The organism is Streptomyces sp. NPDC046821 (genome assembly GCF_040645335.1).
In the GTDB taxonomy this organism is placed as follows: Bacteria; Actinomycetota; Actinomycetes; order Streptomycetales; family Streptomycetaceae; genus Streptomyces.
In genome coordinates this window covers 193,284-216,134 of sequence record NZ_JBEYYB010000011.1, presented here as the reverse complement: position 1 = coordinate 216,134, position 22,851 = coordinate 193,284, and the positions used below count along the sequence as shown (strand labels likewise).

The following is a 22,851-nucleotide window of genomic DNA, read 5'->3' as shown; positions in this document are numbered from 1 at the left end:
CCCACTCCCAACGACGAGAGCCGTGAACCCGCATGACGCACACTCACCTCACCGACCGGGCAGGCGGCCGACGCCATGAGCTGCCCCGCTCCGCCATCCGCAGAACCGCCCTCGCCGGCATGATCGGCAGCACCATCGAGTGGTACGACTTCTACATCTACGGACTCGCCGCGGCGCTCGTCTTCGGCACGGAGTTCTTCCCCAGCTTCTCGCCTGCGGCGGGCACACTCGCCGCGTTCGGCACCTTCGCGGTGGGTTTCATCGCCCGTCCACTCGGCGGAGTCATCTTCGGCCACTTCGGGGACCGGGTGGGCCGCAAAAAGGCACTCATGCTCACGCTCTTCCTGATGGGCGGGGCGACCGTGGTCGTCGGCCTGCTGCCGGGCTACGAGGACATCGGAATATGGGCGCCGATCCTGCTGGTCACGCTGCGCTTCCTGCAGGGTTTCGCCGTCGGCGGTGAGTGGGGCGGCGCGGTGACGCTGGTGGTGGAGTCCTCCCCGGAGCACCGGCGCGGCTTCTACGGGAGCCTCCCGCAGATGGGCGTGCCCCTGGGACTCATCCTGTCGTCCACCGTGTTCGCGGCGGTGTCCACGCTGCCCGACAAGGATCTCCTCGCGTGGGGCTGGCGGATCCCGTTCCTGCTGAGCATCGCCCTGATCGCGGTGGGCCTGTTCCTGCGTTCGCGCATCACCGAGACTCCCGCGTTCGTCCAGGTCAAGGAGACCGGGAAGGCACGCAAGCTGCCGGCCACGAGGGCGTTCCGCGACCACGGCAAGGCCATCGCCCTGACCGTCGGCCTGTACGTCTCGGCCGGTGTCCCCTTCTACATCGTCTCCGTCTTCGTGCTCTCGTACGGCTCGTCCACCCTCGGTCTGCCGCGCGGCGTGCTCCTCACGGGGATGCTCGTGGCCGCCCTCGTCGAAGCGGCCACCGTGCCCATGTTCGGCGCGCTGTCCGACCGGTTGGGCAGGCGGCCGGTGTTCATGACCGCAGCGGCCTTCATGCTCGTACTCGCCTTCCCGTTCTTCTGGCTGCTCTCGACCGGGCAGACCGCACTTGTCTGGCTGGTCATGCTGCTCGCCCTCGCGGTGGCCCACGCGGGCATGTACGGACCGACGGCGGCCCTGTACGCGGAACTGTTCAGCGCGGACGTCCGGTACACCGGCACGTCGATCGGCTACCAGCTCGGTGGTGTGGTCGCGGGGTGTGTGCCGCTCGCGGCCGGTGCGTTGGTCGCCTCGGCCGACGGCGCCTCCTGGCCGATCGCCTCTATCTGGGCGGCGGCGGCCCTGGTCGGACTGGTGTGTGCGCTGCTGGTCCGGGAGACCCGGGGATGCGACCTGGGGGCGCGGCACGACTGACGGGCCTGAGCTTTACAGCTGCGGCCGGCTCCTGCTGCCCCGGGACCTGCCTGACACCGAAGCCCGGGTACGCGAGATGCGTGCCCGGGCTGCGCGGTGCGGCCGTGCTGTGGCCGTGGTGTGTCAGGCCGACAGTGCCTGGTCCAGCGCTTCGAGGCCCTCACGGTAGATCCCCGCGAAGAGGCCCTCCGCCTCGGTGTCGCTCACGCCGTCGGGGGTGAAGCGGCCGGACCACTGGACTTCCGCGGCGTCGTCCCGGCCGGCGACCGGGTGGACGCGGAGGGTGGAGAGGTAGCCGGTGACCGGGAAGGGGGCTTCGAGGATGGCGTAGGTGTAGTGACGTTCGACTTCGTTGAAGCCGATCAGGCGCTCGACGATCACGTCACCGTCCGGGTTGGTCAGCCGGCGAACCCGGCCGCCTTCAAGCGCGGTGCTCTCGGGGATGTACGGGAGCCAGTCGGGCAGGGCGTCGAAGCCGCCGATGAGGTCCCAGACCTGTTGCGGGGAGGCGGGAAGGACGCGGCTGACGGAGGTGGATGCCATGGTCTTTCTCCTGAGGGTCGTGCCGTGGGGGGCTCGGAGGGGGCGAGGTCGGCGTCGGGCTCAGGCACCGTTCGGGAGCGGGGCGGCCGGGCTGACGAGGCCGCTCTCGCGGAGCTCGGTCCAGAACGCGGCCGGGATCTCCTCATTCAGCGCGGCAGTGTCCTCGGCGATACGGCTCGGTCGCGTGGCGCCGGGGATGACGGCGGCGGCCACCGGGTGGGCGAGCGAGAACTGCAGGGCGGCGGCCTTGATGCTGACACCGTGCAGCCCGGCGAGCGCCTTCAGCTTGGCGACGCGGTCGATGATCGCCTGCGGTGCCTGCTGGTACTCGAAGTTGGTGCCGCCGGCGAGGATCCCGGAGCTGTAGGGGCCGCCGACGACCATCTCGACGTTCCGCTCCTGGGACATCGGCAGCAGGCGCTGCAGTGCGTGCTCGTGGTCGAGGAGGGTGTAGCGGCCGGCGAGCAGGTAGCCGTCGGGCTGGGGCTCGTCGAGGGCGAGGGTCAGCTCGATGGGCTCGGTCTTGTTGACGCCGAGGCCCCAGGCCTTGATGACGCCCTCGTCGCGCAGGCGGGACAGGACGCGGAAGGCGCCGGTGCGGGCCTCCTCGTACTTCTGGATCCACAGGTCGCCGTGGAAGTCCTGGGCGATGTCGTGGACCCAGACGATGTCGAGCCGGTCGGTGCCGAGGCGCTTGAGGCTGTCCTCGATGGAACGCTCGGTGGCCTCGGCGGTCCACTCGTGGACGATCTTGTTGGGGTTGCCGTGCTCGAACAGGCCGCCCTTCTCGCCGAAGTCCGGGACGTCCGTCTCGTGCTCGTCGAGGATGACCCGGCCGACCTTGGTGGACAGGACGTAGGAGTCGCGGGGCTTGGTGGAGAGGACCTCGCCGAGGCGGGTCTCGGCCAGGCCGGCGCCGTAGAAGGGGGCGGTGTCGAAGAAGCGGATGCCGTGGTCCCAGGCGGCTTCGACGGTGGCGCGGGCCTCGTCGTCGGGGATCGCACGGAACATGTTGCCGAGCGGGGCGGTACCGAAGCCGAGACGGCCGGGGAGGATTTCGTTGATCGACATGACAGTGCCTTTGCGGGGGTGAGGGGGGTGCCCGGGCGCGCGGCGGCTCCGTCGATGGAATCGGAGTCGGAGTCAGTGCTCGGGGTGGAGGGAGTGACCCACTTGTTTGTTCGCGCAAGCACGGGAACTAGGTGCAAGCGCGCCTTACATGCAAAGACAATACTTGTGTACGCGGGTTAATTCAACCCGGTGCCATTTTGCGATCATGCGGCACTGCGTGAGGAGGGCCGTGTGAGAGGCCGTCGCGGCAGAAGCGCGACGGCCGTCCACGCCCCAGCTACTACTTCTTGCCCTTCGCCTCGTTCGCCTTGAAGCACACGACGAAGAAGTCCTCTGCGGCTGTCTGGGTCAGCGAGCCGGTCGTGCCGGGGACGTCCGCGCACGAGAAGGTGTCGACGACGCCCTTCTTGTCCATCTTCAGGACCTTGTAGTCGGCGTGCGGGTCGGTGCAGTCGAGCTTCTTGGTCATCGCGTTGTCGGACGTCCCGATGTTCTGGAAGCAGTCACCGGCCTTGAGTGACGCGGACTGGTCCTTCGTCTCCTCCGGGCCGAAGGCCCACAGCGCCAGCATCCCTGCGACAACCACCACCAGGCCGAGGAAGATCAGGCGGTTGCGTCGTATCTGCGACGCGGTGTACGAGGCGTTCGGGCCGCCCAGGGGCGGTATTTGAGACACAGGCAGATCCTCGGGATATGGGCTTGCGATGGCGAACGCGAATCTAGCCCACCCGTCTGCGCCCATTGATCACTGGCCCGAAAGACGAAGCGGAGGGCACTCCGGCCCTCCGCTTCGCTCCCCCGTCACGTCAGTCGGCGGCCCGCACCTTGACCCCCGCCAGCCGCTCCGGGTCGAGAAGTTCGTCCAGGCGCGCCTCGTCGAGGGCGCCGGTGCGCAGGACCAGTGAGCGGACGTCACCCTCGCCCGACAGCGCCGCCTTCGCGATCGCGCTCGCCTCGGCGTAACCCAGGTGCGGGATCAGGGCGGTGACCACGCCCACGCTGTGTGCGCTCACCTGCTCCAGGTGCGCCTCGTTCACCTCGATGCCGCTGACGCACAGCCGGGCCAGCGTGTCGAACGCCCGGCCCATCCAGTCCATGCTCTGCAACAGGCCGTGACACATGATCGGCTCGAAGGCGTTGAGCTGGAGCTGCCCCGCCTCCGCGGCCATCGTGATCGTCACGTCGTTGCCGACGACCCAGAACGCGACCTGGTTGACCACCTCGGGGATCACCGGGTTGACCTTGCCCGGCATGATGCTCGACCCCGCCTGGCGCGGCGGCAGTCGCAGCTCCCCAAGGCCGGCCTGCGGACCCGAGGACAGGAGCCGCAGGTCGTTGCAGATCTTCGAGACCTTCACCGCGGTCCGCTTCAGCACGCCCGAGAGCTGGACGAAGACACCGGTGTCGGCGGTCGCCTCCACGAGGTCACCGGCCGTCTGGAGCGGCATCCCGGTGATCTCCCGGAGGTGGCGGAGGACGACGGCGGCGTAGCGCGGGTCGGCCGTGATGCCCGTGCCGATGGCGGTGGCGCCGAGGTTGATCTCGCTCAGCAGGGCGCGTGAGTCCAGGATGCGGGCCTGTTCCTCGGCGAGCGTCGCCGCCCAGGCCGAGAACTCCTGCCCGACCGTCATCGGCACCGCGTCCTGGAGCTGGGTGCGGCCCACCTTCGGCACCGAGCGGAACTCCTCGCCCTTGGCCGCGAACGCCTCGGACAGGGTGCGGACGGCGGCGGCCAGGCCGTCGAGGCCGTGCAGGAGCGCGATCTTGACGGCGGTCGGGTAGACGTCGTTGGTGCTCTGGCTGGCGTTGACGTGGTCGTTCGGGTGGATCTCGGCGTGGTCGCCGGGCTCCTTGCCGAGGATCTGCAGCGCGCGGTTGGCGATGACCTCGTTGGCGTTCATGTTGGTCGAGGTGCCTGCGCCGCCCTGGACCACGTCGACCACGAAGTGCTCGTCGAGCAGACCGGCGATGGCCTCGCCGCACGCGCTCTCGATGGCGGTGAGGCGGCGCTCGTCGAGCAGTCCCAGCTCGGCGTTGGCGCGCGCGGCGGCCAGCTTCACCGAGCCGAGCGCGGCGACCAGTTCGCGGTGCCTCGCGATCGACGTACCGCTGATCGGGAAGTTCTCCAGGGCCCGCGAGGTGTGGACGCCCCACAGCGCGTCCGCCGGAACCGCGCGCTCTCCGAGGAAGTCCCGCTCAAGTCGGGTCTGGTCCGTGTTCACGTGTGCACACCGCGTCTTTCAACTCTGACCTGCAACGACATCTGCGCGACTCAGTGCACCATCCCCGGGCGCATCTGCCCAATAGATCTTTCTGCGGAACAGCATCGGTTCAACAGAATCAATCGCCCAGCCACCCGGCCGCAGGCCAGGGTCCGGGCCGGCACCCGGTCCCGCCGCGGAGCCTCAGGCTCCGGCATCACCAGAATCGATGCAGTACCGCGATTAATGCGATCCGGTCGGAGCTGTTCAGGGTGGCGCGTGTGCACCTATTGTTTCGGCACCAGCAAGTACTGCTACAGCCAGTAACGCGCCGCTCTCCGAATGCGAATCCCTTCCGGACAGTGCATCTCGCGCCCCTGGCAATTGACGTTGGCAGCCGCCCGAGAGAAGGCCGGAAGCGATGGCAGCAGAGGATGCGCTGAAGCTTGAGAAGCGCTCAATTGATTTCGTTCCGCATTCAGAACGTCACGGTAAGGTCAGCGGTCTTTTTCTGATCTGGTTCACGGTCAACTCCAATGTGCTGACCATCGCCACCGGTGCGGTCGCCGTTGCCATGGGTCTGCCTCTGGTATGGGCGATCGTCGCGGCCGTCGTGGGGCACTGCATCGGAGCGGTCTTCATGGCGCTCCACTCGGCTCAGGGCCCCATTCTCGGTATTCCGCAGATGATCCAGAGCCGGGCGCAGTTCGGCTATTTCGGCGCGGTGATGCCACTCGTTCTGGTCGTGGCGATGTACATCGGCTACATCGCGAGCGGTGGCGTGCTCACGGGTAACGCTCTCGCGGACCTGACCGGCTGGAACATCGACCTGTGCATCGTCCTGGCGAACGCCGTGGGCGCGTTGATCGCGATATTCGGCTACCAGGTTCTCAAGGCGTGGATCAATGTCCTCTCGTGGGTCATGGCGGTCGTTCTTCTCGTCCTCACGGTCGGCTTCTTCGTCCGTCACGATGTGAGCGCCTCGATGCATCACGGCCAGTTCACCTGGGGAGTCTTCCTCCTCGCCGTGACGATCTCCGCGACCTGGCAGCTGACGTACGCCCCCTATGTCGCGGACTACAGCCGCTACCTGCCGGCGAACACCTCGGTGCGGGCTTCCTTCTGGTGGACCTATGCCGGCACCGTCGTCTGCTCGGTGTGGATGTTCGCGTTCGGCGCCGCTCTCGCGTCCGCCGCTCCGAAGGCGTTCGGCGGGGGTTCCGTCAAGTTCATCACCGAACAGGCGGGCTTCGCGCCGTGGCTGTTCCTCGCGATCATCATGCTGAGCAACATTCCCGCTCTCGCGATCTCCATCTACGGCGCATTCATGTCCGTCGTGACGATCACCGGAGTGTTCCGCGAAGCCCGTACGATCTCTCCGACCGGCCGTGTCGCCACCATCCTGGGCATCTCCACGCTCAGCACACTGATCGCCATTCTCGGTCGGGGCAACTTCCTCGACAACCTGATGAATTTCATCGTGCTGCTGTCGGTCATCCTCATTCCGTGGACGGCGATCAACCTCGTCGACTTCTACTTCATCCGCAAGGAGAAGTACGACCTCGACGCGATGTACGACCCGAAGGGCCGTTACCGCGGAATCGACTGGCGCGCCATGACGGCCTATGTGGCCGGCGTCCTCGTCGAGCTCCCGTTCGTGAGCACCGTTTTCTACACCGGTCCGTTCGTGAAGTCCCTCGGTGGCGCGGACATTTCCTGGATCATCGGCCTGTTCGTGGCCTCGGCGGTCTTCTACGTCCTGATGAAGCGCTATCCCATCCGTCACGGCTTCGCGCCGGTGCCGGACGAGGCGACCGGTCACGGCGACGCCCGCGAAGACGACGACCAGGAAGCAGCGGCCCTCAGCGTGTGACGCTCCGGCTTCACACCTCGGGCGCGGGAGGATTTCAGTGGCGCAGTACACGCTCCGGCAGTTGGAGTACTTCATCGCCGCCGCGGAGGCGGGGACCCTCACCGGTGCGGCGCAGCAGATCCACCTGTCGCAGTCGGCGCTGTCGAACGCGCTCGTGGAGCTGGAGCGCGGCCTTGGTGTCCAGCTGTTCCTGCGGCACCACGCCAAAGGCGTCACCCTCACGTCGGCCGGTGAGCAGATCTTCGTGGCGGGCCGGCAACTGCTGAAGCAGGCCTCGGAGTTGGCCGAGGAGGCCCGGGGGCTCGGCTCCGAGGTGTCGGGCACGCTGCACCTGGCCTGCTTCGGGGTGCTGGCTCCGTACATCCTTCCGGACCTTCTCGCGGAGGCCGCCGCGCGGCTGCCCGGGCTGACGATCAACACGAGCGAGGTGGATCTCGCCGAGCTGGCCGAGGGGGTCGCCGGCGGCCGGTTCGAGCTGGCAATCGGCTACGACCTCACGGCGGATCCACGCCTGGAGAAGGAGCACCTGCACTCGCTGAACCCGTACGCGCTCTTTCCGCACGATCACCCGCTGGCCGAGCGCGGCAAGGTGTCACTCGCCGAGCTGAAGGACGAGCCGATGGCGTTGCTGGACCTGCCGCACAGCCGGGACTACTTCGCGGACATGTTCCACTCGCTCGGCATCCAGCCGAAGGTGCGGTTCCGGTCGACCAGTGCGGAGACGTGCCGGGCGATCGTGGCCAAGGGGCTGGCGTACACGTTGCTGAACGCGAAGCCCCGGGGCGCCGGGAAGGACGAGGCGCAGCGGGTCGTCGCGGTCGATGTCGCCGACGACGCGCCGCCCCTCGACGTGGCCCTCATCAAGGCGACGGCGGTGCGCCCGACGCGGCGCATGGCCGCGGTCCAGGGACTCGTACGTGATCTGCAGCGGGAGGGTTCGATCCGGTCGATGTTCGAGGCCTCTCAGTGACCCCTCCGCCCCCTCTTCCGTGCCTCAAGGCCGCCGATCGGACAGTCCGTGTCCGGTCGGCGGCCTGCTGCCGTTTCTGGTCCCCTGCACGCCATATCGAAAAAACTGAACCAGAAGACCAACAACATCTATTGGACAGAACTTCCGGCACACCGGAGGATTTCTCTTGCGGTCGCAGTCCACTCCCCAACGAGTCGGACCACCGCCTGAGCGGAGGTTGAGAATGTCGAGCGAAGAGACCGAAGTGGTCGTCGTCGGCGCAGGCCAGGCCGGCGTCGCGATGAGCGAGCACCTGGGAGCCACCGGTGTGCCGCACATCGTCCTTGAGCGGAGCCGGATCGCCGAGCGGTGGCGTTCGGAGCGTTGGGACTCGCTGGTCGCGAACGGGCCCGCGTGGCACGACCGCTTCCCCGGCCTCGAGTTCTCCGACGTCGCCCCCGACGCCTTCGCCTCCAAGGAGCAGGTGGCCGACTACTTCGAGGCGTACGCCGAGAAGATCGGTGCCCCGATCCGGACCGGCGTCGAGGTCAAGTCGGTGGAGCGCCACTCCAACCGCCCCGGGTTCCGGGTCGAGACCTCTGAGGGCGTCATCAACGCGCGCTTCGTCGTCGCCGCGACCGGTCCCTTCCAGAAGCCGGTGATCCCGCCGATCCTGCCCGCCGACGCCGTGCCGGTGCAGATCCACTCCAGCAGCTACCGGAACCCGCAGCAGCTGCCCGAGGGCGCCGTGCTCGTGATCGGTGCCGGTTCCTCCGGTGTCCAGATCGCCGACGAGCTGCGCCGCTCCGGCCGCCGCGTCTTCCTGTCCGTCGGTCCCCACGACCGCCCGCCGCGGGAGTACCGCGGCCGTGACTTCTGCTGGTGGCTCGGTGTTCTCGGCCGCTGGGACGCGGAGACGCCGCCGCAGGGCGCCGAGCACGTGACCATCGCGGTCAGCGGTGCGCGCGGCGGCCACACGGTCGACTTCCGTGCCCTCGCCGAGTCGGGTGTCGAGCTGGTCGGCATGACGGCTTCGTACGAGGACGGCGTCCTTGGCTTCGCCACGGACCTCGGCGCGAACATCGCGGCCGGTGACGAGAAGTACCTGGAGCTGCTGCAGGCGGCCGACGCGTACATCGAGCGCAACGGCCTCGACCTGCCCGAGGAGCCCGAGGCCCACGTCATCGGTCCGGACCCGCAGTGCGTGACCGACCCGCTGCTCGAGCTGGACCTGGCCGAGGCGGGCGTCAACTCGATCGTCTGGGCGACCGGTTTCGCGGCCGACTACAGCTGGCTCAAGGCCGACGCGTTCGACGAGCGGGGCCGTCCGGTCCAGCGCCGCGGTGTCTCCACCGAGCCGGGTGTCTACTTCCTGGGCCTGCCGTGGCTGTCCCGCCGCGGTTCGAGCTTCATCTGGGGTGTCTGGCACGACGCGAGGTACGTTGCGGACCACATCATGACCCAGCGTTCGTACCTCTCCTACGACCGTCCTGACGGGACCGACTCGGCGTCGGCCGCCCCGCAGAGCTGAAGCACTGAAGAACTGAGGAATTTGACGATGACTTCCACCAGCACGGGCCGCGAGGTGCCGGCCCCGATCGTCGCCGGCGGCCACACCCGTATCCGGCCGTTCAACACCAGCGTCACGTACCCCGAGCAGAACCTCGACAACGACCTGTGCCAGGCCGTCGTCGCGGGGAACACCGTCTACGTGCGGGGCCAGATCGGGCAGAACCTCGACACCAGCGAGTCGGTCGGCATCGGTGACGTCGAGGCCCAGACGGAGCAGGCGATGGCCAACATCGACATGCTCCTGAAGGAGTCCGGTGCCCGTATGGAGCACCTGGTCAAGCTGACGATCTACATCGTCGACCCGCGCTACCGCGAGACCGTCTACCGCACCATCGGCCGCTGGACCAAGGGTGTGCACCCCATCTCCACCGGCCTCGTGGTCTCCGCTCTCGCCCGGCCCGAGTGGCTGGTCGAGGTCGACGCCATCGCCGTCATCCCGGAGGGCGACAAGTGACGTTCTCGGTGCTGGCCACCGACGGCAAGGGCGCCGTCGGCATGGCCGTGACCTCGTCGAGCCCGGCGGTGGCCGCCCGCTGCGTCCACCTGCGCCCGGGTGTGGGCGGTGCGTCTTCGCAGAACATCACCGACCCGCGCCTCGGCACGGAGCTGCTCGACGGTCTTGAGAGCGGCATCGGCGCGCGCGCCGCGCTGGACGCCGTGGTGTCGGACCGTGAGCTGATCGAGTACCGCCAGCTCACCGTCCTCGAACTGAACGGCAACGGCGCCTCGTTCTCCGGCGCCAAGTCGCTCGGCGTGCACCGCGACCGCGTCGGCGCGCACGTCGTCGCGGCGGGCAACATGCTGGCGTCCCCCGAGGTCGTCGACGCGATCGTCGAGGCCTTCGAGGGTTCGACGGGCGAGCTGGAGGAGCGGCTGCTGACCGCCCTCGAAGCCGGTCTGGCGGCCGGCGGCGAGGCTGGTCCGGTGCACTCCGCCGGGCTCTCCGTCGTGCGTGAAGTCCCGTGGCGCGAGACCGACTTGCGCGTCGACTGGAGCGAGGCGCCCATCGCCGAGCTGCGTTCACTGCTCGACGTGTGGCTCCCCCAGCGTGACGACTACGTGGCCCGCGGCCTGAACCCGGCCGCCGCGCCGTCGTACGGCGTCCCCGGGGACGAGTGATGGCCGACGACAACGTGACCGGGCGGGGCGCGTCCGTCGACGCGTCGAAGGAGCGTGCCGCCCGCACGGTCGCCGGTGACGCGGAACGCCTCATCCAGCTGTCGGAACAGCTCCACGCCAACCCGGAGACGGCGTGGGAGGAGCACCGCTCGGCACGCTGGGTGGCGGAGTCCCTGGACGAGGCGGGCTTCACCGTCGAGTCGGCGTACCTCGGGCTCGACACCGCGTTCCGCGCGACGATCGGCAGCGGCCCGTTCCGGCTCGGGCTCTGTGCGGAGTACGACGCTCTGCCCGGCCTTGGCCACGCCTGCGGGCACAATCTGATCTCGGCGATCACCGTCGGCGCGGCTCGGGCCCTGGCTCCGCTGGCCGACGCCGCCGGGCTCACGATCGAGGTCTACGGCACCCCGGCCGAGGAGGGTGGCGGCGGCAAGATCGAGCTCATGGAGCGCGGGGCGTTCGCCGGGCTCGACCTGGCGATGATGGCGCACCCGGCCCCGGTCGACGTGGCGGAGGCGGAGCCGTTCGCGGTGTCGCACTCGCACGTGTCGTACCAGGGCAAGGCGGCCCACGCGGCCGCTTACCCGGAGCAGGGTGTCAACGCGGCCGACGCGTTCACCGTCGCTCAGGTGGCGATCGGTCTGCTGCGTCAGCAGCTGCCGCCGACGGTGCGTGTGCACGGTGTGATGACGAACGGTGGCGAGGCCCCGAACGCCATTCCCGCCCGTACCGAGGGACGTTGGTACGTGCGGGCCGCGAGCCTGGCGCAGCTGGCCGAGACCGAGGAGAAGGTCTGGCGCTGCTTCGAGGCGGGCGCGCTGGCCACGGGAACCTCCCTGGACATCCAGCCGGAGAGCAAGCCGTACGCCGAATTCCGCACGTACCAGCCGGCGTTGAACGCCTACGTGCGCAACGCGGAGCACCTCGGCCGGGTCTTCGACCGGAACTCGCCGGCGCGTGACATGAACCGCGCGTCGACCGACATGGGCAACGTGTCCCAGGTCGTGAACGCGATCCACCCCTACGTGGGCATCGGTTCGCTGCCGGCGCTGAACCACCAGCCCGAGTTCGCCGCCCACTGTGTCGGCGGTGACGCGGAGAAGGCTCTCCTGGACGCGGCCACCGCGCTGGCCTGGACGGCTCTCGACGTCGCGGCGGACAGCGGCGTCAGCTGAGTGCCTTCGTCCGGCACGGAACGAGCAGCCTGAGACGGCTGCCGTACCGTGCCGGACGAACGCGTTTCCGCACTCACTAGTACCTGTGCCTCAGGCCTCCACGACGATGAGGCGGTTGGGGAGGGTGTTCAGCTCCTCCGGACCGTCAGGCCCCATGATCACCGTGCCGCCGATGCAGACGCGCTTGCCGTCGCGCAGGGCGTTGGGCTCGAAGGCGAAGACGACGCCCTCGGTGACGGTGAAGTCGCCGTCCAGGCCGACGCCCACGGGCAGCGAGGGCAGATGGGCGAGGGCCGGGTCGACCTGCGGATTGACGCGGGTGGCTCCGTTGTAGATGACGGGCGAGATCGTCTGGACGAGGGGGCCGGTGTTCCATGTGCGGCTGCGGTGCAGCGGTTCGTGCATGATCTCGCAGAGTTCGGCGAAGCGGATGCCCGGGCGCAGGGCGTCGATGCCGGCCCGGTAGGACTCCAGGCACACCTCTTCGAGTTCGCGCAGCAGGCGGTCGGGCTCGCCGAGACAGACGTCCATCTGCTGCTGGGACTCGAATCCGCCGTAGAAGGAGAAGATCTCGGCGGCGATGGAGTCGCCTCGTCGCAGTGTGTGGGGTGCGCCGCCCATGCTCATCCACTCCGGGCGGCCCCAGGCGAAGCGGCTGCTTCCCGCGCGTTCGAGGATCCAGGGCTCGGCCGTCCAGCCGCCGTTCGCGACGATGGCGTGCAGGGCCGCGGCGGGCGCGGCGCTCTCCAGCACACCGGGCCGGACGGCGTCGGCGAAGGCGGCACAGGCCAGTTCGCCGATCTCGGCGGCCTTGCGCACCATCGTCAGTTCCTCGGGCGACTTGACCATGACCAGCGTCTCGAAGGCGTCACCGACGTCGACGAACGTGGCCTTGGGCAGCTTCGAGGCGACGGCCTGCCAGGTGGTGTACGGGATGACGCCGTCCCACTCGTCGACGCTTCGGCTGGTCAGGCCGACGATGCCCAGGGTGCCGGCGGTCAGCGAGTGCTCGGCGAGGATCTCGGGGAGCCGGTCGGCGGGGTCGCCGATCCGGATGTCGTTCACCCAGCGCGGGTAGCGGGTACCCGCCTCGTCGTAGTGCTCCAGGGGGACGTCGCCCGCGATGGAGACGGGTTCCCCGGTGTGGGTGAGGACGACGACGCTGCCCTGCTGTTCGCCGGTGAGGTACTGGTCGTAGGTGTGGCGGCCCCAGCCGAAGACGACGAGGGCGTCGAGGCCGTGGGTGGTGAGGAAGTCGCGCAGCAGCGCCCACCGGCGGTCGCGTTCGGCCGTGGACAGGGTCGGAAAGTGGTCAGTGGCAAGCGAGTTGAGCAGAGACATGTGTGGCTCCCGGAACTTCAGAAGGTACGTGGACGGGGTCAGGGAGTGTGCTCGGTGAGGTCGACCAGGCCGCGCTTGAAGGCGTTGCCGGGGTCGTAGGCGCGCTTCACGGCGACGAGCCGGTCGTACTTGTCGCCGTAGACCGCGCGTGCAAGTTCCTCGTCGCCCTGGACCGACGTGAAGTTGATGTAGGTGCCCTGCTGGTAGGGCTCGAGGGCGGCGTTGAAGTCGCGGGCCCAGCGGACGAGTTCGTCCTTCTCCTCGGCGAACTCCCAGTCGGCGCCGATGTTGGCGCTGAAGGGGGTGTCGGCCTCGCCGAGCGCGTCGTTCGAGGAGTCGCGGGGCTCGCGGGTGCCGGCGATGAACTCGAACGGGCACATCACCTGGTGGGCGATGGAGGCGCTGGCGTTGAGGGGGCGGCCGGGGTAGCGGTCGGCCCGGTCGAGGGCGATGTCGAGGACCTCGTCCGGGAGTTCGGGCAGGTACTGGTGCTTCCAGTAGTGGGAGAGGCCGTAGCGGAACTCGTCGTCGGTGGAGTGTTGGAGGGTGACGTGCGGGATGCTGCGCAGGCTCTCGTAGACGGGCTCGGCCTGCGCGAACATCGGGGCGGTGACCTCGGGCTCGGTGGCCGCGTCGCCGTAGAAGACCGTGGCCACGGAAATGACGGGCTTCCCGCGGTGGGCGGCGGGGACCTGTGACCAGTAGGGCGGGCAGCGGAAGAGCCGGATGTAGGTGGTGACGTTCGCGGGGGCGTCCAGGCTCCACTCCCTGAAGAACCGCAGGATGTTCTTGCGGTCGTCGGCCGCGTACAGGGCCTGGCGGACGGTGGCGAGGCCGGGCAGGGGCACGTAGCGGAAGACGAACTTGGTGACGATGCCGTAGTTGTGGCCGGCTCCCTTCAACGCCCAGAAAAGATCGGGGTGTTGATCGGTGTTGACGGTGAGGATGCGTCCGTCGGCGACGACGACTTCGGCCTCGACCAGGTGATCGATGGTCGCGCCGTACATTCGCGAGAGGTAGCCGAAGCCGCCTCCGAGGGTGAGGCCCGCTACGCCGGTGTGGGAGACGACGCCGGCCGGGACCGCCACGTCGAGTTCGGACGCGGGGCGGTCCACGTCGCCCCAGCGGCAGCCGGCGCCCACGGTGACGGTGCCGGCGTCGGTGTCGAACTCGACCGAGTCGAGGAGAGCCAGGGAGATCATCACGGCGCCGTCGGCGACGGAGGTGCCGGCGAGGTTGTGACCGCCGCTGCACACGGTGAGCGGCATGTTGTTGGAGATGCACCAGGTCAGCGCGGTGGCGGCGTCCTCGGCGTCGCGGCAGCGGACGATCGCGGCGGGCCTGCGGTCGATGTCGGCGTTCCACACCCGGCGGGCCTGGTCGTAGCCGGAGTCCCCGGGGAGGAGGACGTCGCATTCCACCGCGTCGAGCAGTGCGGACAGCGGCCGGGTGTCAAGGTGCGTGGTCATGGACTTCCTGTTCGGTGGTGTCGGGTGGTGCTGGTGGGCATGGGTCAGGGAGTGAGCTGAGCGCGCAGGTAGGAGGTGCTGGTCAAGGAGTGAGCAATGCGCGCAGGTAGGTGGCGCTGCGGGACACGAACTCGTCGTGTGCGGGGACGTCGTCGCGGAGGCGGCGCAGGTCTTCGAGGGTGTCGGTCTCGCCCCGGGCGGCCCGTTGTGCGCACTCCGTGGCGAGTCGGCGCAACGTGGCCACGTCTTCGTCGGTGAGGTCGGGGTGGCCCGCACGCCAGGCCGGGTCGGTCAGGTGCAGTGGCATCTCGGCCCGTTCCTCGCCGATGCCTTCGATGGTCAGGCGCAGGGCGGGGTTGGCGGCCAGGACCGTTTTGAGGAGGTGGTGCCAGTCGACGACGCCTTCGCCGCAGGGTGCGAGTAGCCGGGACAGGCCCGTTTCGGTGGCCCACAGGGTGGCGTCGCGCAGCTGGGTCGAGCGGACGTAGGGGGCGACGCGCTCGACGGCGTCGTACGGCAGCTCGCCGCGGACGACCACGTTGCCGGGGTCCAGGCAGATGCCCAGGACGTCGTCGCCGACGGCCTCGACAAGGCGGACGAGTTCGAAGGTGGTGATCTCCTCGTGGGTCTCCAGGTTGAGGTGACACCCGGTGGCGCGCAGGACGGGTGCGAGCCGCTTGAGCAGTACCTGGGTCGCGGCGAGCTGGTCGGCCCAGTCGGCGTCGGTGCGGAACCGGTCGGTGAAGTGGATACCGGGGTAGAGCTTGAACCCCCCGGTGGCGGTCCACAGTTCGGTCCAGCCGAACTCGGCGCACACCTCGATCATCCGCTCCATGCCCCGCACATAGCTTCCGTCACCGAGCGCGCGGACCCGGGGCAGTTCGGCGGTCATGTACGGATTGACCTTGCCCACACCCATCTCGACGTACAGGCCCAGGTCGTCGGCGGTCTGGGCGACGTCGCGCAGGAAGGCGGTGTCGAGGGTGGGCGAGAGTTCGTCGAGGGTGCGGATCGCTACGCCGTCCAGGCCTTGGGCGGCGACGTGGGTGAGGGTCCGGCCGATGTCGCCCCAGGCTGACCGGCCGGTCTCGAACTTGAGGTCGGTGCCGATCTGGTTCATCGGGTCCCCCCGAAGGTGTGCGCGTGCGCGTACTCGGGCGTGCGACTGCGGGTCAGGAGTTCGGCGGCGAGCGCGGTACGGGCTTCGGCGAGGTGGGCGCGGAGGGCGGCGGCGCTCTCGACGATGAAGGCCAGGCCGCCTTCCTCGTCGACGGGGGCTCGCAGGGCGGCCGGTCCCGGCGCCTCGGCGCGCTCTTCGTAGGCGCGGGTGAGGCGGCGGACCTCGTCCAGTTCGGCGTCGGTGAGGTCGGTGTGCGAGGCGCGCCACTCCGGGTTGTCCACGTAGAGCGGCATCTCGGCGGCGTCCTCGACGACACCTTCGACGGAGAGGTTGGCCTGGGGCGCGTGGGTGAGCAGTTCCCGTATGACCGGCTGCCAGTCCACGACTCCGCGTCCGACCGGCACGATGAACCGTCCGATGCCTTCCTCCGTCGTCGCCAGGGCCACGTCGCGCAGGTGGGTCATGCGTGTGTAAGGGGCGACGCGGCGGGCGGCGGCGACGGGGTCCTCGCCCCGTACGACGACGTTGGCGATGTCGAAGGTGATGCCGAAGCAGTCCGTGCCACCGGCGTCCTCGACGAGTCGTACCGCCTCGAAGGAGGTGATCTCCTCGTGCGTCTCGACGTTGAGGTGGGCTCCGGTGTCGCGGAGTACGGGGGCGATCCGCCGCAGGACCTTGGTGGTGGCCCGGAGCTGGGCCGGCCAGTCCACGTCCGTACGGAACCGGTCGCAGGCGCGCAGCCCCTGAAGGTGGAACTGGTAGGAGGCGGTGGCGGTCCACAGCTCGGTGATGCCGATCGCGGTGACCGCGCGGATCATGCGCTCCAGGCCGAGCATGAAGTCGCCGTCGCCGAGCGCCCGCACGGCAGGTGTCTCCGGGGTGGCGAAGGGGTTGACCTTGGCTACACCCACTTCCAGGTACAACCCCAGCGACTGTGCAGCTGCTGCGACGTCGGCGAGTTCCGCCGGGTCGAGCGTGGCGCTCAGCTCGAACGGGGAGCGGAAGAACGCGCCGTCCAGGCCGAGTTGGGCAATGTGTTCCAGTGTCCAGATCGCTCCGTTGGCCTGGGACCCGGGCAGCTTGCTGGTGTCGGTGCCTACGCGCACGGCATGTCCTCCGTCTCCTCGAGGCTTCCGGCGTTGCGGGCACGTTCGGGCCTCGTGATCCACAGGTAGCCGAACCAGATCAGTCCGAGGGCCAGCAGTCCGGCGTACACGTAGGGCAGGGCCGCGAACGGCATGGGCGGTGCGGGTACCACGTTGCGGAAGGCCACGTATGCGATGGAGAGCGCGGCCACCGTGCCGGCGATGGCGACCAGCGGCGAGCTGCGCTTCTTCACCAGTTGGACGACCGTGGCGACGGAGACCAGGAAGTAGGAGGTCATGAAGCCGAAGGCGCCGATCACTCCGAAGAAGACGGAGGCCGTGATGGCGGGGGTGCCCGTCAGGCTCAGGACGACGGCGGGGACGACCGCGAGCGGCGCGAGGGTGAGGACCGCGACATGTGGGGTGCGCACGGTCTTGCGGGTGCGGCCGAAGACCGGCGGGATGACCTGTTCCTTCGCGAGGGTGTACAGGGAGCGGGCGCCGGCGTTCAGTACGGCGGCCGCGCAGCCGAGCATGGCGATGGTCAGGGCTATGTCGATGATGGGTGAGACGCCGGAGAGTCCGGTTCTGACGGCCAGGTCGTTCAGGGGTGCCGAGCTCGCGCTGAACTTGCCGTCGAATCCCACGATTTCGGTGTAGGCGGCGACGAGGAACAGCACACCGACGCCGAGCGAGACCCCGAGGATGGCGCGCGGGATGCTGCGGTACGGGTCGCGTGCCTCGACGCCCAGGGACGCGGCGCTCTCGAAGCCCGTGAACGCTCCGACGCCGACGACGACACCCAGCAGGATGTGGGACCACGATGCCCCCTTGGCGGTGAGCAGCGAGGTGTCGACGTGCGCGCCGTGGCGTATCAGGGTGAGGACGAAGATGACGAGGACGACCGCGAGTGACACCAGTTCGAGGACGAGGGCGAACCGCATGGAGATGCTGAGGCCGCGCAGCGGTGCCCAGACCGTGGGGATCGAGATGGCGACGATCATGAGGGCCTGAACGATGCGGATTCCCGCGCCGTCTACGTGCAACTCCTTGAGCAGGCCGGTCAGGTAGAGGTTGGCCAGGACGATGCTGGCTGCGGCGAACATCGTGTAGCCGATCAGCAGCGCCCAGCCGGAGGCGAAGGCACCTCCTGGGCCGAGACCGGGCCGTGTGAAGGTGGACAGGGACCCGGCGGTGGCCGACCGCCGCGTGTGCATACTGACGCACACGGCCACGAGGAGCACGACCACCATGGCGATGAGGATGGCCCAGAGTGTGCCGGTGCCGGCCACGAGGAAGACGGCGGCGGGCACTCCGGCCGCCCCGACACTGGGGCCGGTCGCGGCGAGTGCCTGGGAGAAGATCTCCAGCGCGCTCGCTTGGCGGCGCACCAGTCCCCCGGCCGGGTCCGCTTCGGGGGACATCTGTCCTGGTATGGCTTCCCGCTGACCAATTTCCATGTCGTAACTCCAGTTCGCTGGCGGAAGGACGCTCCCGCGCCGGTACAGCCCGAAGAGGGCGATAAGGGATGGAGTCGGCGCGCACCGGCCCGGCGCAGGGCAGGCCAGGGCGGTACGGCGGCCGAGACGGCTTCCTTCTGGCGCGAAGGAAGGGGCGTGAATACGTGGGGCAGGTACGAGGTAGGTGGCGAGCCCATACGGGGAGCCCGATTGGGAGAGCCCCATATGGGGGCCCAATGCGGGGAGCCCAATGCGGGGAGCCCTGGGTTGGGGAGCCCCAGGTTGGGGCGCCCGAATACCTGTCCCGGTGAATGAGCACGGCCGACGATGCGCGGGCGGGCAGGTTGCCCGAGGCGTACAGGACACGCCCTATGACGGCGGGCGACACCTGTGGCGCACGCTCACACCTTGTGACCGCCGGACACCGACGACGCAGGTCGTCCGCGGCGCTACCGAAGCGCCGACAAGTGCACTATCGACGGGTCATCGCCGGCCGGCATGACGCAGAGGTGTCACCTAAAGGCGCGGCCAGCCGGCGCGGTGTGTGTGCTTCGGCGGGACGGACGCCCGTACCGGCAAGCGGCTCAGCAGGATGCCCGAAACACGGCCCACGTTCAGCATGAAAGTGCCTCACTTCGAGCGGCGGGACGGCGGGCGGGAAGCCGGGGAGAGCGGGCGTCGGGGACGGCGGCGTGATGCGAGGAAAGTGCCATCACGCTCAACCTCGATCCATGGTGGATTCCGGGACGCCATCCGCATCTTCCGGCCGATGCAGTAGTGGTATACCCCGACTTCGTTTGGGCCCGCAAGAGCCTGGCGTGACATCTCCGAACCGGCCTGACGTGGACACCAACGGTTACGCACACACCCTTGACGGTAATCGTTTGGGCCCATACATTCTGCGTCACCCGGAAACGCGACGCATTTGAGCCACCCTGCGGCAACCCCGGGTCCCCTCCCCCACGTTCAGCGGCTTCACGCGTCGACAGACGTGCTCATCGACCGCCGGCGCGCCCGGTCCAGGGCCGACGTGGGCCGGTCGCACATGCCCACTCGCACAACGGCAGCAGACCTCAACCGCGCCTCCCCGAAGGGGTTCCACGTATGCCCGACCGTTCTGCTTCACACCCGCACACCACCGACCAGGCACCCGGCACGCTCGGCCGGCGGCACTTCCTCGGCGCGTCGGGCGCCCTGGGAGCGGGGCTGGCCCTCGGCGGTCTGGCCGGCGCCACCCCAGTCAGCGCCACACCGGCCGGCGCCGCCACCCCCGCGAACACCTCAGGCGCACCCACCGCGCCGGGCGGGGAGCCGGCCACGCGGCCCCTCACCTCACCGGTCAAGTCGTCGGACATAGTGCACCTGGACGCACTGGACCTGTCGCGGGCGATCAAACACCGTCAGGTGTCCTGCACCGAGGTCATGCAGGCCTACCTCGACCACATCCACGAGGTAAATCCGCATGTCAACGCCATCGTCGGAATGCAGGACCCGGAGCTCTCGCTGGCCCAGGCACGCGAGCGGGACGGTCAGTTGAAGCGGGGCGAGTACCTGGGGTGGATGCACGGTTTCCCTCACGCTGTGAAGGACCTCGCGGCCTCCAAGGGCCTGCCGTTCACCATGGGGTCCCCCATCTTCAAGGACCGGGTCGCGACCGACGACGCACTGTTCGTCCAGCGCATCAAGTCCGCGGGTGCCGTCGTCATCGGCAAGACCAACACCCCTGAATGGGGCCTGGGTTCACAGACCTACAACCCCGTGTGGGGCACCACCGGCAATGCGTACGACCCCACGCGCACGGCCGGTGGCAGCAGCGGCGGTGCCGCCAGCGCGCTGGCCCTGCGGATGCTGCCGGTCGCGGACGGCAGCGACTACATGGGCTCGCTGCGCAACCCCGCCGCGTTCAACAACGTGCTGGGATTCCGGCCGAGTTGGGGCCGCGTACCCTTCCCCGGATTCATCGCGCAGCCGGTCGTGACCGGTCCGATGGCGCGCACCGCCGCCGACACCGCCGCCCTGCTGTCCGTGATGGCCGGACCGGACCCGAGCGCGGCGCTCGGCATCGACGAGGACCCGGCGGTGTTCCGCCAGAGCCTCGACCGCGACTTCCGCGGCACACGTATCGCGTGGATCGGTGACTGGAACGGCTACCTGGCCACCGAACCCGAGGTGCTCGACCTGTGCCGCGGCTCCTTCGCGGCCTTCGAGTCGATCGGCTGCACCGTCGAGGAGAAGCTCCCGGACTTCGCCCCGGAGAAGATCTGGTCGAGCTTCCTTACCTGGCGCTGGTGGTCGAACCTCAACCTGTACGACTTCTACAAGGACCCTGCCATGCGCAAGCTGCTGAAGCCGGAGGCCGTCTGGGAGGTCGAGCACGGCATCCCGCTGAGCGCCCTGGACATCACGGCCGCGTCCACGGCCCGCGACCTCTGGTACGCGGCCGTGATGAAGATGTTCGAGACCTACGACTACATCCTCGCGCCCTCCGCGCAGGTCTTCCCGTTCGACAAGGAGACGCACTGGCCGCACGAGATCGACGGCCGGCCGATGGACACGTACCACCGCTGGATGGAAACGGTGGCGCCCTGGTCGCTCACCAATCTGCCGACCGCCGGAATGCCGGTCGGGTTCGACCGGCGCGGGCTGCCCACGGGCGTCCAGCTGATCGGCAAGGACAACGCCGACCTCGCGGTCCTGCAGCTGGCCCACGCGTACGAGCAGGCCACGCGGTGGACCAGCAAGGTCACCCCGTCCCTGCTGAAGTAATCCGCGCCTCGCCCGAGTGACCCGTACCCGCTGAAGGGAGCCGCACCACGGAAGGGCGCCGGGGGGCGCCTTTCCGGTAGATGCCGATCCGAGTAGGTATTGACGGCTGGCCGTGACGCACCGCACACTCACCCCCAAGTGTTTGGTATACCGTAATCGGGTGGCTGAAGGTGCGGCTCCGAGACGGCGTCCCGCGGTTCGCCCCGGGCCACCGCTCTCCGCATCCGGACGCGATCCCCACGTCCACGGAGGTGCGCTGTGAGCGACATCGTCTCCGACCATCAGGATCAGCGGACACTGGAGGACCTGGACCCCAGCGGCCGTCTTTACAACGAGGACCTCGCACCGGCGAAGCACCAGAGCTGGCGGAGCTACAACTTCTTCGCGATCTGGATGTCCGCCATCCACAACATCGGCACGTACACCTTCGTGGCGGGCCTGTTCGTCCTCGGCCTGACCGGCTGGCAGGTGCTGATCTCGCTGCTGATCGGAATCGTCGTCCTGTTCACCGGCATGAACCTCGCCGGGCAGATAGGTGTGCGCACCGGCGTCCCGTTCCCCGTCGTGGCCCGGATGAGCTTCGGTGTGTGGGGCGCGAACCTCCCCGCCCTGATCCGCGCGGTCATCGCGATCGCCTGGTACGGCATCCAGACGTACCTCGCGTCGCTGGCCGTCGTGGTGCTCCTGCTGCGCCTCGACCCCGGCCTCGAGCACTGGCAGCGCCAGTCGTTCCTCGGCCTGTCGCTGCTGGGCTGGGCCTGCTTCCTGCTGCTGTGGGTGCTGCAGCTCACCGTGATCACCCGGGGCATGGAGGCCGTCCGCAAGTTCCAGGACTGGGCGGGCCCGGCCATCTGGGTCGTCATGCTCGGCATGGCCCTGTGGCTGTTCATCCAGGCTCACGGCCACATCGACATGAACCTGTCGATCCACCCGCTCTCCGGCGGCCACGCCACCCGGCTGATCCTCTCCGGAGCGTTCCTGCTGGTGGCGACGTACGCCACGATGCTGCTCAACTACACGGACTTCTCGCGCTTCGCCCGTGACCAGCGCACCGTCGTGCGCGGCAACTTCTGGGGCATCCCCGTCAACTTCATCCTGTTCGCGCTTGTCTCGATCTGCGTCACGGTCGGCTCCCTCACCGTCTTCGGCAAGGCGATCACCGACCCGGCCCTGATCATCGCCAAGGTCCCGAACACGTTCGTCCTGATCGTCGGCGCGATCATGTTCATCATCGCGACGGTCGGCGTGAACGTCGTACTGAACTTCGTGTCCCCCGCGTACGACCTGGCCAACGTGTGGCCGAAGCACATCACCTTCAAGCGCGGCGGCCTGATCAGCGCGGTGCTCGCCCTGGTGGTGCTGCCGTGGAAGCTGTACGACAACCCGGTCGTCGTCAACTACTTCCTCGGCGGACTCGGCGCGCTGCTCGGCCCGCTGTTCGGCATCATGATGGTCGACTGGCACGTGGTGAAGCGCCAGCAGGTGCGGGTGGAACACCTCTACCGCGCGGACGCCGCGGCGGAGTACCACTACACCAACGGCGTCAACCGGCGGGCCCTGGCGGTGTTCATCCCGACCGCACTCGTCTCCGCCGTGGTCGCGCTCGTCCCCGCGTTCTCGTCGGTGGCGGCGTTCTCCTGGCCGATCGGAGTCATCCTCTCGGCTGTGGCCTACGCGCAAGTGATGCGCGGGCACCGGCCCTCGGACCTGAGTGCCGCAGAGCGCGAGACCGCATAGCAAGGA

General features: G+C 68.8%; 18 protein-coding genes. 9 read left to right on the top strand and 9 right to left on the bottom strand.

The features are described 5' to 3' along the window. The first annotated feature begins 32 nt into the window (after positions 1–32). On the top strand, positions 33–1,364 hold the full coding sequence (locus ABZ893_RS23675) for an MFS transporter (RefSeq protein WP_361407051.1): 1,332 nt from the start codon (positions 33–35) through the stop codon (positions 1,362–1,364). A 123-nt stretch (positions 1,365–1,487) separates the two neighbouring features. Here the strand turns inward: ABZ893_RS23675 and ABZ893_RS23670 are convergent, their stop codons facing one another. From ABZ893_RS23670 to ABZ893_RS23655, 4 genes are all read right to left on the bottom strand, one after another. After that, on the bottom strand, positions 1,488–1,907 hold the full coding sequence (locus tag ABZ893_RS23670; RefSeq protein ID WP_361407049.1) for an SRPBCC family protein: 420 nt from the start codon (positions 1,905–1,907) through the stop codon (positions 1,488–1,490). Positions 1,908–1,967: 60 nt separating this feature from the next. Further along, complete coding sequence (locus ABZ893_RS23665) at positions 1,968–2,978, bottom strand: aldo/keto reductase (protein WP_361407047.1); 1,011 nt, start codon at positions 2,976–2,978, stop codon at positions 1,968–1,970. Positions 2,979–3,258: 280 nt separating this feature from the next. After that, positions 3,259–3,654, bottom strand: a complete 396-nt coding sequence (locus ABZ893_RS23660; protein WP_361407045.1) for a hypothetical protein — start codon at positions 3,652–3,654, stop codon at positions 3,259–3,261. Between the two features lie 130 nt (positions 3,655–3,784). Next, complete coding sequence (locus ABZ893_RS23655) at positions 3,785–5,200, bottom strand: aspartate ammonia-lyase (RefSeq protein WP_361407043.1); 1,416 nt, start codon at positions 5,198–5,200, stop codon at positions 3,785–3,787. 400 nt (positions 5,201–5,600) lie between these two features. On the opposite strand from ABZ893_RS23655, the gene ABZ893_RS23650 reads away from it, so the two are divergent. The 6 genes from ABZ893_RS23650 to ABZ893_RS23625 all read left to right on the top strand — a co-directional run bounded on the left by ABZ893_RS23650 (position 5,601) and on the right by ABZ893_RS23625 (position 11,867). After that, positions 5,601–7,052: a cytosine permease gene (locus tag ABZ893_RS23650; protein ID WP_361407041.1), complete on the top strand. Its 1,452-nt coding sequence runs from the start codon at positions 5,601–5,603 to the stop codon at positions 7,050–7,052. A 37-nt stretch (positions 7,053–7,089) separates the two neighbouring features. Further along, complete coding sequence (locus ABZ893_RS23645) at positions 7,090–8,022, top strand: LysR family transcriptional regulator (protein WP_361407039.1); 933 nt, start codon at positions 7,090–7,092, stop codon at positions 8,020–8,022. Between the two features lie 223 nt (positions 8,023–8,245). Then, positions 8,246–9,532: an NAD(P)/FAD-dependent oxidoreductase gene (locus ABZ893_RS23640; RefSeq protein WP_361407037.1), complete on the top strand. Its 1,287-nt coding sequence runs from the start codon at positions 8,246–8,248 to the stop codon at positions 9,530–9,532. Between the two features lie 27 nt (positions 9,533–9,559). Further along, positions 9,560–10,027: a RidA family protein gene (locus ABZ893_RS23635; RefSeq protein ID WP_361407035.1), complete on the top strand. Its 468-nt coding sequence runs from the start codon at positions 9,560–9,562 to the stop codon at positions 10,025–10,027. After that, complete coding sequence (locus ABZ893_RS23630) at positions 10,024–10,692, top strand: DUF1028 domain-containing protein (RefSeq protein ID WP_361407033.1); 669 nt, start codon at positions 10,024–10,026, stop codon at positions 10,690–10,692. Before ABZ893_RS23635 ends, ABZ893_RS23630 begins: the two co-directional genes overlap by 4 nt. Next, positions 10,692–11,867 carry a M20 family metallopeptidase gene (locus tag ABZ893_RS23625; RefSeq protein ID WP_361407031.1) on the top strand — a complete coding sequence of 392 codons (1,176 nt, stop codon included), beginning with the start codon at positions 10,692–10,694 and terminating at the stop codon, positions 11,865–11,867. Before ABZ893_RS23630 ends, ABZ893_RS23625 begins: the two co-directional genes overlap by 1 nt. 90 nt (positions 11,868–11,957) lie before the next feature. Here ABZ893_RS23625 and ABZ893_RS23620 read toward each other — a convergent pair whose 3' ends face one another. The 5 genes from ABZ893_RS23620 to ABZ893_RS23600 all read right to left on the bottom strand — a co-directional run bounded on the left by ABZ893_RS23620 (position 11,958) and on the right by ABZ893_RS23600 (position 18,306). Continuing rightward, complete coding sequence (locus ABZ893_RS23620) at positions 11,958–13,208, bottom strand: M24 family metallopeptidase (protein WP_361407029.1); 1,251 nt, start codon at positions 13,206–13,208, stop codon at positions 11,958–11,960. Between the two features lie 38 nt (positions 13,209–13,246). After that, positions 13,247–14,677 carry an FAD-binding oxidoreductase gene (locus ABZ893_RS23615; protein ID WP_361407027.1) on the bottom strand — a complete coding sequence of 477 codons (1,431 nt, stop codon included), beginning with the start codon at positions 14,675–14,677 and terminating at the stop codon, positions 13,247–13,249. An 82-nt stretch (positions 14,678–14,759) separates the two neighbouring features. Beyond that, a complete protein-coding gene (locus ABZ893_RS23610; protein WP_361407025.1) occupies positions 14,760–15,797 on the bottom strand; it encodes a sugar phosphate isomerase/epimerase family protein in 1,038 nt (345 codons plus the stop codon). Next, positions 15,794–16,903 carry a sugar phosphate isomerase/epimerase gene (locus ABZ893_RS23605; protein ID WP_361407023.1) on the bottom strand — a complete coding sequence of 370 codons (1,110 nt, stop codon included), beginning with the start codon at positions 16,901–16,903 and terminating at the stop codon, positions 15,794–15,796. The genes ABZ893_RS23610 and ABZ893_RS23605 overlap by 4 nt, the downstream gene beginning before the upstream one ends. Continuing rightward, positions 16,894–18,306, bottom strand: coding sequence for an APC family permease (locus ABZ893_RS23600; protein ID WP_361407021.1), 1,413 nt, complete (start codon positions 18,304–18,306; stop codon positions 16,894–16,896). The genes ABZ893_RS23605 and ABZ893_RS23600 overlap by 10 nt, the downstream gene beginning before the upstream one ends. A 1,140-nt stretch (positions 18,307–19,446) precedes the next feature. Between ABZ893_RS23600 and ABZ893_RS23595 the strand changes: the two genes are divergently transcribed. Both ABZ893_RS23595 and ABZ893_RS23590 read left to right on the top strand, forming a co-directional pair. Continuing rightward, entirely contained in the window at positions 19,447–21,108 is a 1,662-nt protein-coding gene (locus tag ABZ893_RS23595; protein ID WP_361407019.1) for an amidase, read from the top strand. A gap of 267 nt (positions 21,109–21,375) precedes the next feature. Continuing rightward, entirely contained in the window at positions 21,376–22,845 is a 1,470-nt protein-coding gene (locus ABZ893_RS23590) for an NCS1 family nucleobase:cation symporter-1 (protein WP_361407271.1), read from the top strand. Positions 22,846–22,851: the final 6 nt, after the last annotated feature.

What these genes read in the sequence shown, in the direction of transcription:
- ABZ893_RS23600 (WP_361407021.1), bottom strand. Translation starts at nt 18,306, where the DNA reads ATGTCCCCCGAAGCGGACCCGGCCGGGGGACTGGTGCGCCGCCAAGCG.
- ABZ893_RS23625 (WP_361407031.1), top strand. Translation starts at nt 10,692, where the DNA reads ATGGCCGACGACAACGTGACCGGGCGGGGCGCGTCCGTCGACGCGTCG.
- ABZ893_RS23635 (WP_361407035.1), top strand. Translation starts at nt 9,560, where the DNA reads ATGACTTCCACCAGCACGGGCCGCGAGGTGCCGGCCCCGATCGTCGCC.
- ABZ893_RS23665 (WP_361407047.1), bottom strand. Translation starts at nt 2,978, where the DNA reads ATGTCGATCAACGAAATCCTCCCCGGCCGTCTCGGCTTCGGTACCGCC.
- ABZ893_RS23670 (WP_361407049.1), bottom strand. Translation starts at nt 1,907, where the DNA reads ATGGCATCCACCTCCGTCAGCCGCGTCCTTCCCGCCTCCCCGCAACAG.
- ABZ893_RS23615 (WP_361407027.1), bottom strand. Translation starts at nt 14,677, where the DNA reads ATGACCACGCACCTTGACACCCGGCCGCTGTCCGCACTGCTCGACGCG.
- ABZ893_RS23620 (WP_361407029.1), bottom strand. Translation starts at nt 13,208, where the DNA reads ATGTCTCTGCTCAACTCGCTTGCCACTGACCACTTTCCGACCCTGTCC.
- ABZ893_RS23595 (WP_361407019.1), top strand. Translation starts at nt 19,447, where the DNA reads ATGCCCGACCGTTCTGCTTCACACCCGCACACCACCGACCAGGCACCC.
- ABZ893_RS23640 (WP_361407037.1), top strand. Translation starts at nt 8,246, where the DNA reads ATGTCGAGCGAAGAGACCGAAGTGGTCGTCGTCGGCGCAGGCCAGGCC.
- ABZ893_RS23610 (WP_361407025.1), bottom strand. Translation starts at nt 15,797, where the DNA reads ATGAACCAGATCGGCACCGACCTCAAGTTCGAGACCGGCCGGTCAGCC.
- ABZ893_RS23650 (WP_361407041.1), top strand. Translation starts at nt 5,601, where the DNA reads ATGGCAGCAGAGGATGCGCTGAAGCTTGAGAAGCGCTCAATTGATTTC.
- ABZ893_RS23675 (WP_361407051.1), top strand. Translation starts at nt 33, where the DNA reads ATGACGCACACTCACCTCACCGACCGGGCAGGCGGCCGACGCCATGAG.